The organism is Pseudomonas sp. ABFPK (genome assembly GCF_001586765.1).
GTDB lineage: Bacteria > Pseudomonadota > Gammaproteobacteria > Pseudomonadales > Pseudomonadaceae > Aquipseudomonas > Aquipseudomonas asiatica.
This window is the reverse complement of record NZ_LQXW01000001.1, coordinates 296,414-311,559: the sequence shown is the minus strand read 5'-3', so window position 1 is coordinate 311,559 and position 15,146 is coordinate 296,414. Positions and strand designations below refer to the sequence as shown.

Genomic DNA, 15,146 nt, shown 5'->3' with positions numbered 1-15,146 from the left:
TCCTCGCTCCCGACGACTGGAAAGTACTGTTTCAGCAACTGTGAAAGTTATTAGCCAAGGCGGTAACAATTACCGCCTTATACCAATACTTTCAAACTCCAGTTATTAGCAGCGCGGTGCGTAGGCAAACACATCGGCACGCATGCGATGCGCATCCATGCCGGCTTCGACCAAGGCGTCGAGCGTGGCATAGATCATGTTCGGCGAGCCGCTGGCATATACATGCACGCTGTTGAGATCGGCGATGTCTTCGCAGACCGCCTCATGCAGCATGCCGCAACGGCCTTCCCAACCGCACAGGTCGCTGACCACCTGGTGCAGGAACAGGTTGGGCAGGCGCTGCCATTCGTCCCAGTGCTCGATCTGGTAGAAGTCCTCGGGCCGACGCACGCCCCAGTACAGGTGCACCGGGTGCTTGAAACCCTGTGCCCGGCAATGCTCGACCAGGCTGTGCATCTGACCCATGCCGGTGCCAGCAGCGATCAGCACCAGCGGCCCGTCGGGCAACTCGGCCAGGTGGGTGTCACCGAACGGCATTTCAATGCGCGCCAGGCCGTCGCGCTTGAGCTGTTCGATAAGTTGCAGCGCACTGGGCTCGCGCGCCAGCACATGCAGCTCCAGCTCGCGCCCGGCATGGGGTGCGGAAGCCAGCGAAAACGCCGCCTGCTTGCCGCCTTCGCGCTCGATCATCAGGTACTGCCCCGCGTGATAGCGCGGCGGCCTGCCAGCCGGCGCGCGCAACCGCACGCGCCAGACGTCGCCACCGACCTCGACGCACTCACTGACACTGCACGCCAGTTTGCGCACCGGCAGCTCGCCAAGGGCGAGCACACCATCCCAGAGCAACACGCAGTCCTCCAGCGGTTCGGCAATGCAGGTGAACAGCTCGCCATGGTCGCGGACTTCGCCGTCCTGGCGTACCCGGCCTTCGACCAACAACGCGGCGCAGACATGGCAATTGCCATTGCGGCAGCTGTTCGGGCAGTCATAGCCCAGCCGCCGCGCTCCATCCAGGATCCGTTCCCCGGGTTCGAGCGCCAGCACCGCCCCGGACGGCTGCAACGTTACCTGCATCAATCTATTCCCAACTGATCCCACAGCTCATCGATACGGCGGGTGACGGCTTCGTCCTTGACGATGACTCGTCCCCATTCGCGTGTAGTCTCGCCCGGCCACTTGTGCGTGGCATCCAGGCCCATCTTCGACCCCAGCCCGGATACCGGTGACGCGAAGTCCAGGTAGTCGATCGGGGTGTTGTCGATCATCACCGTATCACGCTTGGGGTCCATGCGTGTGGTGATGGCCCAGATCACGTCATTCCAGTCACGGGCATTGATATCGTCATCGGTGACAATAACGAACTTGGTGTACATGAACTGTCGCAGGAACGACCACACACCCAGCATCACGCGCTTGGCGTGGCCCGGGTACTGCTTCTTCATGGTCACCACCGCCATGCGATACGAGCAGCCTTCCGGTGGCAGATAGAAATCGACGATTTCCGGGAACTGCTTCTGCAGGATCGGCACAAACACTTCGTTCAGCGCCACGCCGAGGATCGCCGGCTCATCTGGCGGGCGGCCGGTGTAGGTGCTGTGGTAGATCGGTTTCTGCCGATGGGTGATGCGCTCGACGGTGAACACCGGGAAGCTGTCCACTTCGTTGTAGTAGCCGGTGTGGTCGCCATACGGGCCTTCCGGCGCCATTTCGCCCGGGTGGATCACGCCTTCCAGGATGATTTCGGCGGTGGCCGGTACCTGCAGGTTGCTGCCCCGGCACTTGACCAGTTCGGTGCGGTTGCCACGCAGCAGGCCGGCAAAGGCATACTCGGAGAGGGTGTCCGGCACCGGGGTCACGGCGCCGAGGATGGTCGCCGGGTCGGCGCCCAGGGCCACGGCCACCGGGAACGGCTGGCCAGGGTTCTTCTCACACCATTCGCGGTAGTCCAGGGCGCCGCCACGGTGGCTGAGCCAGCGCATGATGACCTTGTTGCGGCCGATAACCTGCTGGCGGTAGATGCCCAGGTTCTGACGGTCCTTGTTCGGGCCGCGGGTGACGGTAAGGCCCCAGGTGATCAGCGGCGCCACGTCGCCCGGCCAGCAGTGCTGGATTGGCAGAGCGCCGAGGTCGACGTCATCGCCCTCGATGACCACTTCCTGACACACCGCGTCCTTGACCACTTTCGGCGCCATCGACACGACTTTCTTGAAGATCGGAAGCTTGGACCAGGCATCCTTCAGACCCTTCGGCGGCTCCGGCTCCTTGAGGAAGGCCAGCAGCTTGCCGATTTCCCGCAGTTCATCGACCGACTCGGCACCCATGCCCATGGCCACACGTTCCGGGGTGCCGAACAGGTTGCCCAGCACCGGGATATCGAAGCCGGTGGGCTTTTCGAACAGCAATGCAGGGCCCTTGGCACGCAAGGTGCGGTCGCAGACCTCGGTCATTTCCAGGACGGGGGAGATCGGAACCTGGATGCGCTTGAGCTCGCCGCGCTGTTCCAGGCCACGGATGAAGTCGCGCAAGTCGCGATACTGCATGCAGAAGCCTCATGTTGGCCGTATCGGTCGGGGGTGCAGAGTGTAGCGCCGTTCAGTACCCAATGGCCAAAAATGACTTGGGGCCGCTTCGCGCCCCATCGCCGGCAAGCCAGCTCCCACAGAGTCCGCACAAGCTTCAAGAGCTGTACAGTGCCTGTGGGAGCTGGCTTGCCGGCGATGGGCTGCGAAGCAGCCCCAATCAATTCCGGCCTGAAACGCTTACTTGCGCTTCATCGACAGGAAGAACTCGTCGTTGGTCTTGGTCTGCTTGAGCTTGTCGACCAGGAACTCGATGGCGGCGATTTCGTCCATCGGGTGCAGCAACTTGCGCAGGATCCACATGCGCTGCAGCTCGTCGTCGGCAGTCAGCAGCTCTTCGCGGCGGGTACCGGAGCGGTTGATGTTGATGGCCGGGAACACGCGCTTCTCGGCGATGCGGCGGTCCAGAGGCAGCTCCATGTTGCCGGTGCCCTTGAACTCTTCGTAGATCACTTCGTCCATCTTCGAGCCGGTTTCGACCAGCGCGGTAGCGATGATGGTCAGCGAACCGCCTTCCTCGATGTTACGCGCGGCGCCGAAGAAGCGCTTCGGCTTCTCCAGGGCGTGGGCGTCGACACCACCGGTCAGTACCTTGCCGGAGCTCGGGATCACGGTGTTGTAGGCACGCGCCAGACGGGTGATGGAGTCCAGCAGGATGACCACGTCCTTCTTGTGCTCGACCAGGCGCTTGGCCTTCTCGATTACCATTTCGGCAACCTGCACGTGGCGGGTTGGCGGCTCGTCGAAGGTGGAGGCAACCACTTCGCCGCGCACGGTGCGCTGCATTTCGGTCACTTCTTCCGGGCGCTCGTCGATCAGCAGGACGATCAGGTGGCACTCGGGGTTGTTACGGGTGATGTTGGCCGCGATGTTCTGCAGCATGATCGTCTTGCCCGCTTTCGGCGGAGCAACGATCAGGCCACGCTGACCTTTGCCGATCGGGGCACACAGGTCGATGACGCGGCCGGTCAGGTCTTCGGTGGAGCCGTTACCCGCTTCCATCTTCAGGCGCTTGTTCGGGAACAGCGGCGTCAGGTTTTCGAACAGAATCTTGTTCTTCGCGTTTTCCGGGCGGTCGAAGTTGATGGTGTCGACCTTCAGCAGGGCGAAGTAACGCTCCCCTTCCTTCGGCGGGCGGATCTTGCCGACGATGGTGTCGCCGGTACGCAGGTTGAAGCGGCGGATCTGGCTGGGCGAGACGTAGATATCGTCAGGGCCGGCCAGGTAGGACGCATCAGCCGAACGCAGGAAACCGAAACCATCCTGGAGAATCTCCAGCACGCCGTCACCCGAGATCTCTTCGCCGCTTTTCGCGTGCTTCTTCAGCAGGGCGAAAATCACGTCCTGTTTGCGCGAACGGGCCATGTTTTCGATGCCCATCTGTTCGGCCATTTCCAAAAGATCGGTAATCGGCTTTTGCTTGAGTTCAGTCAGGTTCATAAGGGGAATGACGTAATCATGTAAGAAGGGAGAATTAAGCTTCTGGCTTAATGAGGCCGCGCCGCTAGATGGCGACAAGATCGCGTACTGATTCGAATTAGGGATGCTTCGGCGACGGCGTGTAGAGGGCACTGGAGAAGCAGTGCGAGGCCGAATGTAACACTTGCTTTTTTCTGCGTCTAGTGGTTTTGCCCTGCCATTTTCAGCTGCAACACACCTGTCTGTAGGAGCAGCCTTGTGCTGCGAAGAGGCCATCAGCCGCAGCGACAACGTCAGCCTTACCGGCCCTTTCGCAGCACAAGGCTGCTCCTACATGGGCAAGACTGCCTTTGCAGAGGCAAAAAAAACCCCGCATCTGCGGGGCTTTTTCACATCACAGGTGGGCGTCGAGGAACGCGGCCAGCTGCGATTTGGACAGGGCGCCGACCTTGGTGGCTTCGACGTTGCCGTTCTTGAACAGCATCAGCGTCGGGATACCACGCACGCCGTGCTTGGCCGGGGTTTCCTGGTTCTCGTCGATGTTCAGCTTGGCGACGGTCAGCTTGCCCTCGTAGGTGGAGGCGATGTCGTCCAGTACCGGAGCGATCATCTTGCATGGACCGCACCATTCAGCCCAGTAGTCGACCAGTACGGCGCCTTCGGCCTTAAGGACATCGGCTTCGAAGGAGGCGTCGGTGACATGTTTGATCAGATCGCTGCTCATGGATATCTCCAGGGTCGTAAGCAAAAAAACGTGGCCCATGATAGCCGTACCCACGCCCGACAGGAAGCCACGGACGATTGAGTGTAACTATAGTTGTGCAAGACGCCACGAATCGAAACTGTCATACAGACGTCATAGCATCGAATGGCACATTGCCTTGCATCAAGGCCAGCTCAATGGCTGTGTACCACGCGTTGGCGACAGCCTGCTATCGTGGCACGATTGCCGGGTTAACGACCGAGAAAAACCAGATCATGCCGCATACCATCGCGAAGAACCTGTCCCTGATTGCCGCCATCGACCTTGGCTCCAACAGCTTCCACATGGTCGTGGCCAAGGCCCACCATACCGAAATCCGCATTCTCGAGCGGCTCGGCGAGAAGGTTCAGCTGGCCGCTGGCATCGACGAAGAACGCATGCTCAGTGAAGAGGCAATGGAACGAGGCCTGGATTGCCTCAAGCGCTTTTCCCAACTGATCAACGGCATGCCGGCAGGCTCCGTGCGCATCGTCGGTACCAACGCCTTGCGCGAAGCGCGCAACCGCAACGAATTCATCCAGCGCGCCGAAGCCATCCTTGGCCACCCGGTCGAGGTGATCTCCGGCCGTGAAGAAGCGCGCCTGATCTACCTGGGCGTGTCGCACACCCTGGCCGATACCCCCGGCAAGCGCCTGGTGGCCGATATCGGCGGCGGCAGTACCGAGTTCATCATCGGCCAGCGCTTCGAGCCGCTGCTGCGCGAAAGCCTTCAGATGGGCTGTGTAAGCTTCACCCAGCGCTACTTCCGCGACGGCAAGATAACCCCGGCCCGCTACGCCCAGGCCTACACCGCCGCGCGCCTGGAGTTGATGAGCATCGAGAATGCCTTGCACCGCCTGACCTGGGACGAGGCCATCGGCTCGTCCGGTACCATTCGTGCCATCGGCGCCGCCATCAAGGCAGGCGGCCTGGGCAATGGCGAGGTCAACGCCGAAGGGCTGGCCTGGGTCAAGCGCAAGCTGTTCAAGCTGGGAGAGGTCGACAAGATCGACTTCGAAGGCGTCAAGCCGGACCGCCGCACCATCTTCCCGGCGGGCCTGGCGATTCTCGAAGCGATCTTCGATGCCCTGGAACTGCAGCGCATGGACCACTGCGACGGCGCCCTGCGCGAAGGCGTACTGTTCGACCTGCTGGGCCGCCACCACCACGAAGACGTGCGCGAACGCACCCTGAACTCGCTGATGGAGCGCTACCACGTGGATCAGGGCCAGGCTGCACGCGTCGAGCGCAAGGCATTGCACGCCTTCGACCAGGTGGCCGACGCGTGGGACCTCAAAGACGGGAACTGGCGCGATCTACTGGGCTGGGCGGCGAAAGTGCACGAAATCGGCCTGGATATCGCCCACTACCATTACCACAAGCACGGCGCCTACCTGATCGAGCACTCCGACCTGTCGGGCTTCTCCCGCGAGGACCAGCAGATGATGGCCTTGCTGGTACGCGGCCATCGCCGCAACATCCCAAAGGACAAGATCGCCGAACTGGGCGAGGAAGGCGTCAAGCTGCTGCGCCTGTGCGTGCTGCTGCGCTTCGCCATCCTGTTCCACCACATCCGTGGCAATCAGCAGATGCCGAAGGTCGAGCTCAAGGCTGCCGACAGCAGCCTCGATGTCGCCTTCCCTGAGGGCTGGCTGGAACAGAACCAGCTGACCCAGGCCGACTTCGCCAACGAGGCGGAGTGGCTGGCCCGGGTCGGCTTCGTCCTCAGCGTACGTTGAGGACCGGGTTGCTCAGGCGCTCCAGCAGGGTCGCCTGGGCACTGCGCGGGTTCTGGTTGCCGGTCGGCGTGCTGCGCACATAGCGCCCGTCCGGCTGCAGGGTCCAGGCGTGGGTGTTATCGGTCAGGTAGCCTTCCAGCTCCTTCTTCACCCGCAGCAACAGCTTCTTGCCTTCCACCGGGAAGCAGGTTTCGACGCGCTTGTCGAGGTTGCGCTCCATCCAGTCGGCACTGGACAGGTAGATCTGCTCTTCGCCGCCATTGAGGAAGTAGAACACCCGCGTGTGCTCGAGGAAGCGGCCGATGATCGAGCGCACCTGGATGTTGTGCGAAACCCCCGGAATGCCTGGGCGCAAGCAGCACATGCCACGCACCACCAGGTCGATCTTCACGCCCGACTGGCTGGCCTTGTACAGCGCCTTGATGACCTTCGCGTCGGTCAGCGAGTTGAACTTGGCGATGATATGCGCCGGCTTGCCTTCGAGGGCGAACTGGGTTTCCCGCGCGATCATGTCGAGCATGCCCTTCTTCAGGGTGAACGGCGCGTGCAGCAGCTTCTTCATGCGCAGGGTCTTGCCCATGCCGATCAACTGGCTGAACAGCTTGCCGACGTCCTCGGTGAGGGCATCGTCAGAGGTCAGCAGGCTGTAGTCGGTATACAGGCGGGCGTTGCCGGCGTGGTAGTTACCGGTGCCCAGGTGCGCATAACGCACGATCTCGCCGTGCTCGCGGCGCAGAATCAGCATCATCTTGGCGTGGGTCTTGAAGCCGACCACACCGTAGATCACCACCGCACCGGCCGCTTGCAGGCGGCTGGCCATCTGCAGGTTGGACTCTTCGTCGAAGCGCGCCCGCAACTCGATCACCGCAGTGACCTCCTTGCCGTTACGCGCCGCGTCCACCAGCGCATCGACGATTTCCGAGTTGGCCCCGGAACGGTACAGAGTCTGGCGCACGGCAAGCACATGCGGGTCCTTGGCGGCCTGGCGCAGCAGGTCGATCACCGGGGTGAAGGACTCGAACGGGTGCATCAGCAGGATGTCCTGCTTGCCGATCACGCTGAATATGTTGTCGGCGTTCTGCAGTAGCTTGGGGATCGCCGGGGTGAACGGCGTGTACTGCAACTCGGGGTGGCTGTCCAGGCCGGTGATGCTGAACAGGCGGGTAAGGTTGACCGGGCCGTTGACCTGGTAAAGCTCGCTTTCGCTGAGGCTGAACTGCTTGAGCAGGTAGTCCGACAGGTGTTTCGGGCAGGTGTCGGCCACCTCCAGGCGAACGGCGTCACCGTAGCGGCGCGAGAACAGCTCGCCGCGCAGGGCGCGGGCCAAGTCATCGACCTCTTCGGAGTCCAGCGCCAGGTCGGCGTTACGGGTCAGGCGGAACTGGTAGCAGCCCTTCACCTTCATGCCCTGGAACAGGTCGTCGGCGTGCGCATGGATCATCGACGACAGGAACACATAGTTGGCGCCCGGGCCACCCACCTCTTCCGGCACCCGGATGACCCGCGGCAGCAGGCGCGGGGCCGGGATGATCGCCAGGCCCGAGTCGCGGCCGAAGGCGTCGACACCCTCGAGCTCGACGATGAAGTTGAGGCTCTTGTTCACCAGCAGCGGGAACGGGTGGGTAGGGTCGAGGCCGATCGGGGTAATGATCGGGGCGATTTCGTCGCGGAAGTAGCGGCGCACCCAGGTCTTGAGCTTCGGCGTCCAGTAACGCCGGCGGATGAAGCGGATATGGTGCTTTTCCAGCTCGGGCAGCAGCACGTCGTTGAGGATCGCGTACTGGCGCTCCACTTCGCTGTGCACCAGGTCGCTGATGCGCGCCAGCGCCTGGTGCGGCTGCAGGCCGTCGGCACCAGCCTGTTCACGGGCAAAGTTGATCTGCTTCTTCAGGCCGGCGACGCGAATCTCGAAGAATTCGTCGAGGTTGCTGGAGAAGATCAACAGGAACTTGAGGCGTTCGAGCAGCGGGTAGTTCTCGTCCAGCGCCTGCTCCAGCACACGGATATTGAACTGCAGCTGCGAGAGTTCGCGATGAATGTACAGGCTGCTGTCGTCCAGGCCTGGGATGACGATCGCCGGGGCCGGCGCAGGGGCCGGGGCCGCAGTCTCTGCCACCGGTTCGGCAGGCAGGGGCGCTGGCGGCAGGTCTGGCGGGGTCTGCACCATCTCTTCGGGGAGTTCCTGAGCATCCTTGATCGCGACAGGGGTTAGCACTTCATTATTCATCTGGCGTTCCTGAGGACGTTAACGCCCTATCATCTATTGAGCGGCAAGATAAGCGCCCATTATGACGCCTGTGTTACACGCCAGGGCAAGCCGTGGCGCGTGGCTTCTGGCATTCTCCAAGCAGGAATTGTTCATGTCGAGACACATCTGGACACTTTCACGAACGCGCGCGAAGGGGTAGGCTTCGCGTTCATTTCGCCAGCACCTCAGAAAATGCTTCAACAATTCCTGCAGGATTTCGGCTACTTCGCCCTTTTTCTAGGCACCTTCTTCGAAGGCGAGACCATCCTGGTGCTTGCAGGATTCCTTGCGTTCCGCGGTTACATGGACATAAACCTGGTGTGTCTGGTGGCATTTTTCGGCAGCTATGCCGGCGACCAGCTGTGGTACTTCATGGGCCGCCGCCACGGGCGCAGGATCCTGGCGCGCAAGCCACGCTGGCAGGCGATGGGTGACCGGGCGCTGGACCACATCCGTCGCCACCCCGACATCTGGGTACTGAGTTTCCGCTTCGTCTATGGCTTGCGCACGGTCATGCCGGTGGCCATTGGCCTGTCCGGCTACCCGCCACGCCGCTACCTGCTGCTGAACGGTATCGGCGCGGCCATCTGGGCAGTGGCCCTGGGCGCGGCCGCGTATCACTTCGGCGCCATCCTTGAAGGCCTGCTGGGCAACGTGAAACGCTACGAGCTATGGGTGCTCGGTGGCCTGTTGGCGCTGGGCGGCCTGTTGTGGCTGCGCCGGCGTTTCCGCACGTTGCGCGCGGAGCGCAAGGCGGCGGGCAAAGCCCAGGCCCCAGAGGCTGAGCAGGCTGTAAGCCACGAGCACGAACCAGGTCGGCGGCACGACCACCGCTAGGCCCAGTGCACCCGCCAGGTACAGCGCCGGCGCATTCGCCAGCAGCCGTACCAACTCCAGGCGCATGGCCCATGGCCGGTTCTCCAGCAACGCGCCCAGCACGAACAAGCCAAACGCCATCAGCGCCCAGCCGAGTACCAGGGCGGCGGTTGGCACGCGTTCGGCCACCTCCATTAGATAGCTGCCCAGCGCCACGTAACCCACGAATTGCGCCGCCACATAGGCCTGCTGCGCACGGCCCAGGGCAACCTCGAACTTGCGAAACAACGCCAGGTCCTGCTTGGCCTGCGGGTAGCGTGCGGCCACATCGGCCGGGCGCCAGCCGGTGGGCATGAACCAGATGCGCAGCTTGTCCCACAGGCTGTCGGCGCGCCGGGCGTCGTGCCAGAGCTGGGTATAGAACTGCAGGTTGGCCCACAGCGGGTTCCAGCTGGCCAGCGGCGTGGTCACCCCGAACACCACCGGCTCGGCTGGGTCCTCCTCTTTGAAGGTACCGAACAGACGATCCCAGAGAATGAACACGCCGCCGTAATTGCGATCCAAGTAAGCAGGATTTTGCGCATGGTGGACGCGATGGTTGGATGGCGTGATCAACACCCACTCAAACCAGCCCAGCTTGGGAATGTGCCGGGTATGCACCCAGAACTGGTACAGCAGGTTGAGCGATGCCACCGTGATGAACACCAGCGGCGGCACACCGAGCAACGCCAGCGGCATGTAGAACAGCCACGAAAAGATGAACCCACTGCTGGTCTGGCGCAGCGCCGTGGTGAGGTTGTACTCCTCGCTCTGATGATGCACCGAATGCGCAGCCCACAGCACGTTGCGCTCGTGGCCAAGACGATGCAGCCAGTAGTAGCAGAAGTCGTACAGGACAAAGGCCAGCAACCACACCCACCAGGCCTGCGGCGGCAGGCGCAGCAACGCCATGTGCTCGAACACCAGCGCATAGGTCACCAACCCCACCCCCTTGGTCAGCAACCCGGTACTGGTCGACAGTGCGCCGGTGCTGAGGCTGTTGATCGAGTCGGCGAGGGTGAAGTTGCGCTGGCCACGCACACGGTCGGCCAGCAGTTCGACGGCGATCAGCACGAAGAAGAACGGCACGGCCAGCAGGATCAGGTCCATGGGTACGACCTCAGACGTTATCCGCCAAGATTAGGCCGCGCTTGCAGGAATCCCTATGGCTACATCTGCCAAACTAGAGGACATTTAGCGCCTCGACACTGGAGTAAAAAGCATGACAAAAAAAGTAGCGGTGATTCTTTCCGGCTGTGGCGTTTATGACGGCGCCGAAATCCACGAAAGCGTGATCACCCTGCTGCGCCTCGACCAGCGTGGTGCGCAGGTGCAGTGCTTCGCGCCGAACATTGCGCAGATGCATGTGATCAACCACCTGACCGGCGAGGAAATGCCCGAATCGCGCAATGTGCTGGTGGAGTCGGCGCGCATTGCCCGTGGCGAGGTCAAGGACATCCGCGAGGCCAAGGCCGAAGACTTCGATGCGCTGATCGTGCCGGGCGGTTTCGGGGCGGCGAAGAACCTGTCCAACTTTGCCGTGGAAGGCGCCAACTGCACCGTTAACCCGGATGTGCTGGCCCTGGCCGAAGCCTTTGCCGACGCCTGCAAGCCGGTCGGCCTGATCTGCATCTCGCCGGCGCTGGCGGCGAAGATCTACGGGCCAGGCGTGGTCTGCACCATCGGTACCGACGCTGGCACTGCGGCGGCCGTGCAGAAGATGGGTGGCACTCATGAAGAATGCGATGTGCACGATATTGTCGAGGACACCCAGCGCAAGCTGGTGACCACCCCGGCGTACATGGAGGCCAAGTCGATCAGTGAAGCGGCTGGCGGGATCTACAAGCTGGTGGATCGGGTTCTGGAGCTGACGCACGAGTAACTGGTGCAAGATTCAGAATCTGACGCGGTCCCTGTGGGAGCGGCCTTGTGTCGCGAAAGGGCCGCAGCGCGGCCCCGGCAATTTATGCGGCGAAGCTGAAATCCTGGGGCCGCTTCGCGGCCCTTTCGCGACACAAGGCCGCTCCCACACGTCGTGTCCATCCTGCCAGCCGGGTCGCTTCAGGGTTTGGACAACCGGGCGATGATCCGGTCCAGCGCATTGGCAAACGCCTGCTTCTCGCGCTCGCCATAAGGCGCCTGCCCTCCCCCCACCTGGCCCTGCTCGCGCAACTCGGTAAACAAGTTGCGCGCCGCCAGCCGGTCACCCATGTTGCGCTCGTCGAACTCGCGCCCGCGCGGGTCCAGTGCCGCCACGCCCTTTTTCACCAGGCGGTCGGCCAGCGGCACGTCACTGCAGATCACCAACTCACCAGGCACGGCGTGCTCCACCAGGTAATCGTCGGCTGCGTCCATGCCGCTGGGTACCACGATCAGGCGCACGATAGCGAACGCCGGCTTGGCCACAGCCTGGCCCGCCACCATCACTACCTCGAACCTGCGCTTGAGGGCGAACTTGACGATCAGATCCTTGGCTGCCTTGGGGCAGGCGTCGGCATCGATCCACACACGCATCGGAAAACCTCGCAATCAGCTTGAGGCCCCCATCATGCCTCAAGCGCAACGAAAGCTGCAGCAGCCACCCACGGTCGCTGGAAAAATGGCGCCAATATTTCAATTGCCGCTTATCCGACCTCGCCACTCAGGCTACACTCGCCACAGCCCCGCTGGCCTGCCCGAGTGCGCAATGAACCACCCCCACGAAATCCGCCCCGACCTGGACGAAGGCATCGACCGCAAGGTCCTGGCGACATTGCGTGCGCGCTTCCTGCGGCTCAACCAAGGCCGGCTGCAGCGGGCACTGGAGGGCCTGTCGACGCGCCAGCAACAGGTGCTGACACTGCTGCCGCTGCTGTTTCATGTGAACCACCCGTTGCTGCCGGGCTATGTCTCCGGCAGCACCCCCGCCGGCGTATCGGGCTACGAGCCAAGCGCCGAGCTGGTAGTCGAGGCCCAGCGCCTGGCCCGCTCGTTCACCTACAAGGCCCGCCATGGCAACCCACCGCAGCCGATCCACGGCCTGTTCCTGATGGGCAGCCTGGGCTCACTGGCCCAGGCCGAGCAAAGCGATATGGACCTGTGGGTTTGCCACGCCCCGGGCCTGGCCGATGAGCTGCTGGACGAACTGCGCCGCAAATGCCAGCTGCTTGAGGCATGGGCGGAAAGCCTGGGTGCCGAGGCGCACTTCTTCCTGATCGACACGCAAGGTTTCGCCCAGGGCCAGCGCGAAGGCCAGCTCGGCTCCGACGATTGCGGTACCACCCAGCACTATCTGCTGCTGGACGAGTTCTACCGCACCACTATCTGGCTGGCCGGGCGCACGCCACTGTGGTGGCTGGTGCCGGTCTACCAGGAACACGATTACCACACCTATACCCAGACCCTGCTGTCCAAGCGTTTCATCCGCAGCCAGGACGCCCTCGATCTCGGCAACCTGGCGCACATCCCGCCCGGCGAGTTCGTCGGCGCCGGCTTGTGGCAGCTGTTCAAAGGCATCGACTCGCCCTACAAGTCGCTGCTCAAGCTGCTGCTGACCGAGGCCTATGCCAGCGAGCACCCCACCGTTCGCTGCCTGAGCCTGGACTACAAGCAGGCAGTGTTCGCCAACCAGCTAGACCTCGACGAGCTGGACCCCTACGTGATGGTGTACCGGCGCATCGAGCGCTACCTGCTGCAGCGTGGCGAACACGCGCGCCTGGAGCTGGTGCGGCGCAGCCTGTACCTGAAGGTGAACAAGAAACTCAGCGACCCGACCCGGGCCAATGGCTGGCAACGCCGGCTGTTGCAGCGCCTGGCCGACGAATGGGGCTGGGACGAGCGCCAGCTGGCCCTGCTGGACAGTCGCAATCAATGGAAGGTGCAGCAGGTTGCCATCGAGCGCCGTGAACTGGTGGCCGAACTGAACCATAGCTACCGATTTCTCAGCCAGTTCGCTCGTACCCAGAACGCCAGCAGCCGCGCCGACCAACGCGATCTCAATGTGCTGGGCCGGCGCCTTTACGCCGCCTTCGAGCGCCGCGCCGGCAAGGTCGAAGTCATCAACCCCGGTATCGCCCCGGACCTGGCCGAAAGCACCCTGACCCTGGTACAAGCGCCTAATCGCAAGGAGCCCGGCAGCCATCACTGGGAGCTGTACACCGGCAACCTGAGCCCCCATGAGGTGGACCACTTCAGCCCGCTCAAACGCTGCCGCGAGGTGCTCGAGTTGCTGACCTGGGCTTATCGCAACGGAGTGATCGACAGCAGCACGCGCCTGGCGCTGCACCCGGGTGTCAGCGACCTCAGCGAATACGAGCTATTCAACCTGATCGGCTGCCTGCAGCAGAGCATTCCCCTGCCCTTGCCGACCGTCAGCGAGGTGCGCTTGTTGCAGCCGAGCGTTGCCGACGAGGTGCTGTTGCTGGTCAACGTCGCCATCGACCCGCTGCGCCACCACCGCGATATGAACATCCTGATGACCACCGAGCGCACAGACTCTTTGAGCTACGCAGGCGTGCGCGAAAACCTGGTCCTGACCCTGGACCAGGTCATCCTCAACAGCTGGAACGAAGTACTGGTCCAGCGCTATGACGGCGAGCACGCACTGGTGCGCTGCCTGCGCGACTTCCTCAACAGCCCCGTGCCGCGCGGACACCGGCCGAAGGTGCGAGTGCGTTGCTTCTGCCAGAGCCGCGCCCAGGCCATCGGCCAACGCGTGGAGGAAATATTCGACACCGTACAACTGCTGCTGGACCAGGGCCTGAACCACCGCTACCTGCTGCAGGTGGCCCAGCACACCCATGTGCTGGAGCTGATGGCCGGGCATGTCGGCCTCACCACCTTGGCCGAGCATGAGGCACTGCTGAACCATCTGGGCGAAGAACGCAGCGCCTACAGCCCACTGTACCTGGATGCCAACGCCCTGCAGGACCACGACCTGCCCCTGGTGCTGGAGCAAGGCCGGCCGTCCTGCATCCAAGTGTTCTACCGCCTGCAGGGTGGCTGGGCCGAGTTGTACGTGCTGGATGAATACAATGCCCTGTGGCAGCAACGCCTACCGCTGCACGACGAAGCTCACTTGCTGTTGCCGCTGCAGCGCTTTCTGCGCTCGGTGGTGATGCGCCGTGATGCCCGGCTGCCGCTGGACACCCAGCGCGCGGCTTCACTGGACATCCACTACGCGCAACTGTTGCCTTCCGGGCCAGGCAAGGCGCGCAGCATCGAGCCGCGCCAGGCGCCGGTCGAGGGTAGCGACCAGCCTTACTATGAGGTGCAGGCGATCATCCAGGCCGGGGTGGCAGGCGCGGCGCACGTGACGCTGTATTGCGACCAGCAGGAGTTTTCCGAACTGGAGCATGGTGAGCAGTTGTATGCGGTGGTGGCCCGGCAGATCATCGGGCAGCGACGTGGTGCAGGGCAGTACCGCTGCTACATCACGGACCTGGATTTGTCCGAGTTGCTGGATGACCAGCTGGGGTCGACGCAGCTGTACCTGCGCTACAAGCGGGAGCTGGAGCAGGCTTTGAACGAGGGGTTGGAGCAGGTGCTAATTGAATGACAAGGGGCCGCAAAGCGGCCCCCTGGCC

The 15,146-nt window shown here is 62.9% G+C and carries 10 protein-coding genes and 1 pseudogene; 4 read left to right on the top strand and 7 right to left on the bottom strand.

The genetic code is table 11. The features are described from left to right. Positions 1-105: 105 nt before the first annotated feature. The 4 genes from WM94_RS01440 to trxA all read right to left on the bottom strand — a co-directional run bounded on the left by WM94_RS01440 (position 106) and on the right by trxA (position 4,722). Complete coding sequence (locus tag WM94_RS01440; RefSeq protein WP_061550265.1) at positions 106-1,074, bottom strand: CDP-6-deoxy-delta-3,4-glucoseen reductase; 969 nt, start codon at positions 1,072-1,074, stop codon at positions 106-108. Beyond that, positions 1,074-2,540: a 4-hydroxy-3-polyprenylbenzoate decarboxylase gene (gene ubiD, locus WM94_RS01435; RefSeq protein WP_013974733.1), complete on the bottom strand. Its 1,467-nt coding sequence runs from the start codon at positions 2,538-2,540 to the stop codon at positions 1,074-1,076. The genes WM94_RS01440 and ubiD overlap by 1 nt, the downstream gene beginning before the upstream one ends. Positions 2,541-2,759: 219 nt before the next feature. After that, positions 2,760-4,019: a transcription termination factor Rho gene (gene rho / locus WM94_RS01430; protein ID WP_003253661.1), complete on the bottom strand. Its 1,260-nt coding sequence runs from the start codon at positions 4,017-4,019 to the stop codon at positions 2,760-2,762. A 373-nt stretch (positions 4,020-4,392) separates the two neighbouring features. Continuing rightward, complete coding sequence (gene trxA, locus WM94_RS01425) at positions 4,393-4,722, bottom strand: thioredoxin TrxA (RefSeq protein WP_003253660.1); 330 nt, start codon at positions 4,720-4,722, stop codon at positions 4,393-4,395. Between the two features lie 254 nt (positions 4,723-4,976). Here trxA and ppx point away from each other — a divergent pair, with 254 nt between their 5' ends. Beyond that, on the top strand, positions 4,977-6,479 hold the full coding sequence (gene ppx, locus WM94_RS01420; RefSeq protein ID WP_004375529.1) for an exopolyphosphatase: 1,503 nt from the start codon (positions 4,977-4,979) through the stop codon (positions 6,477-6,479). On the opposite strand, the gene ppk1 is transcribed toward ppx, so the two are convergent. After that, on the bottom strand, positions 6,466-8,706 hold the full coding sequence (gene ppk1, locus WM94_RS01415) for a polyphosphate kinase 1 (RefSeq protein ID WP_013974735.1): 2,241 nt from the start codon (positions 8,704-8,706) through the stop codon (positions 6,466-6,468). The genes ppx and ppk1 overlap by 14 nt on opposite strands. A 213-nt stretch (positions 8,707-8,919) precedes the next feature. On the opposite strand from ppk1, the gene WM94_RS28645 reads away from it, so the two are divergent. Next, positions 8,920-9,564, top strand: a complete 645-nt coding sequence (locus tag WM94_RS28645) for a DedA family protein (protein ID WP_161795729.1) — start codon at positions 8,920-8,922, stop codon at positions 9,562-9,564. A gap of 501 nt (positions 9,565-10,065) precedes the next feature. Here the strand turns inward: WM94_RS28645 and WM94_RS30655 are convergent. Beyond that, positions 10,066-10,494 (bottom strand): annotated as a pseudogene (locus WM94_RS30655) (sterol desaturase family protein); the annotation flags it as partial. A gap of 310 nt (positions 10,495-10,804) precedes the next feature. Here WM94_RS30655 and elbB point away from each other — a divergent pair. Continuing rightward, entirely contained in the window at positions 10,805-11,464 is a 660-nt protein-coding gene (gene elbB, locus WM94_RS01400) for an isoprenoid biosynthesis glyoxalase ElbB (RefSeq protein WP_004375530.1), read from the top strand. A gap of 179 nt (positions 11,465-11,643) precedes the next feature. Here the strand turns inward: elbB and WM94_RS01395 are convergent, their stop codons facing one another. Then, the gene (locus WM94_RS01395) at positions 11,644-12,096 is read right to left on the bottom strand and encodes a YaiI/YqxD family protein (protein ID WP_061550262.1); all 453 of its coding nucleotides are present in this window, start codon (positions 12,094-12,096) and stop codon (positions 11,644-11,646) included. Positions 12,097-12,268: 172 nt separating this feature from the next. Here WM94_RS01395 and WM94_RS01390 point away from each other — a divergent pair, with 172 nt between their 5' ends. Next, positions 12,269-15,118 carry a class I adenylate cyclase gene (locus WM94_RS01390; RefSeq protein ID WP_061550261.1) on the top strand — a complete coding sequence of 950 codons (2,850 nt, stop codon included), beginning with the start codon at positions 12,269-12,271 and terminating at the stop codon, positions 15,116-15,118. Positions 15,119-15,146: the final 28 nt, after the last annotated feature.

Coding starts and splice junctions, on each gene's coding strand:
- WM94_RS01440 (WP_061550265.1), bottom strand. CDS start 1,074: ATGCAGGTAACGTTGCAGCCGTCCGGGGCGGTGCTGGCGCTCGAACCC.
- ubiD (WP_013974733.1), bottom strand. CDS start 2,540: ATGCAGTATCGCGACTTGCGCGACTTCATCCGTGGCCTGGAACAGCGC.
- rho (WP_003253661.1), bottom strand. CDS start 4,019: ATGAACCTGACTGAACTCAAGCAAAAGCCGATTACCGATCTTTTGGAA.
- trxA (WP_003253660.1), bottom strand. CDS start 4,722: ATGAGCAGCGATCTGATCAAACATGTCACCGACGCCTCCTTCGAAGCC.
- ppx (WP_004375529.1), top strand. CDS start 4,977: ATGCCGCATACCATCGCGAAGAACCTGTCCCTGATTGCCGCCATCGAC.
- ppk1 (WP_013974735.1), bottom strand. CDS start 8,706: ATGAATAATGAAGTGCTAACCCCTGTCGCGATCAAGGATGCTCAGGAA.
- WM94_RS28645 (WP_161795729.1), top strand. CDS start 8,920: ATGCTTCAACAATTCCTGCAGGATTTCGGCTACTTCGCCCTTTTTCTA.
- elbB (WP_004375530.1), top strand. CDS start 10,805: ATGACAAAAAAAGTAGCGGTGATTCTTTCCGGCTGTGGCGTTTATGAC.
- WM94_RS01395 (WP_061550262.1), bottom strand. CDS start 12,096: ATGCGTGTGTGGATCGATGCCGACGCCTGCCCCAAGGCAGCCAAGGAT.
- WM94_RS01390 (WP_061550261.1), top strand. CDS start 12,269: ATGAACCACCCCCACGAAATCCGCCCCGACCTGGACGAAGGCATCGAC.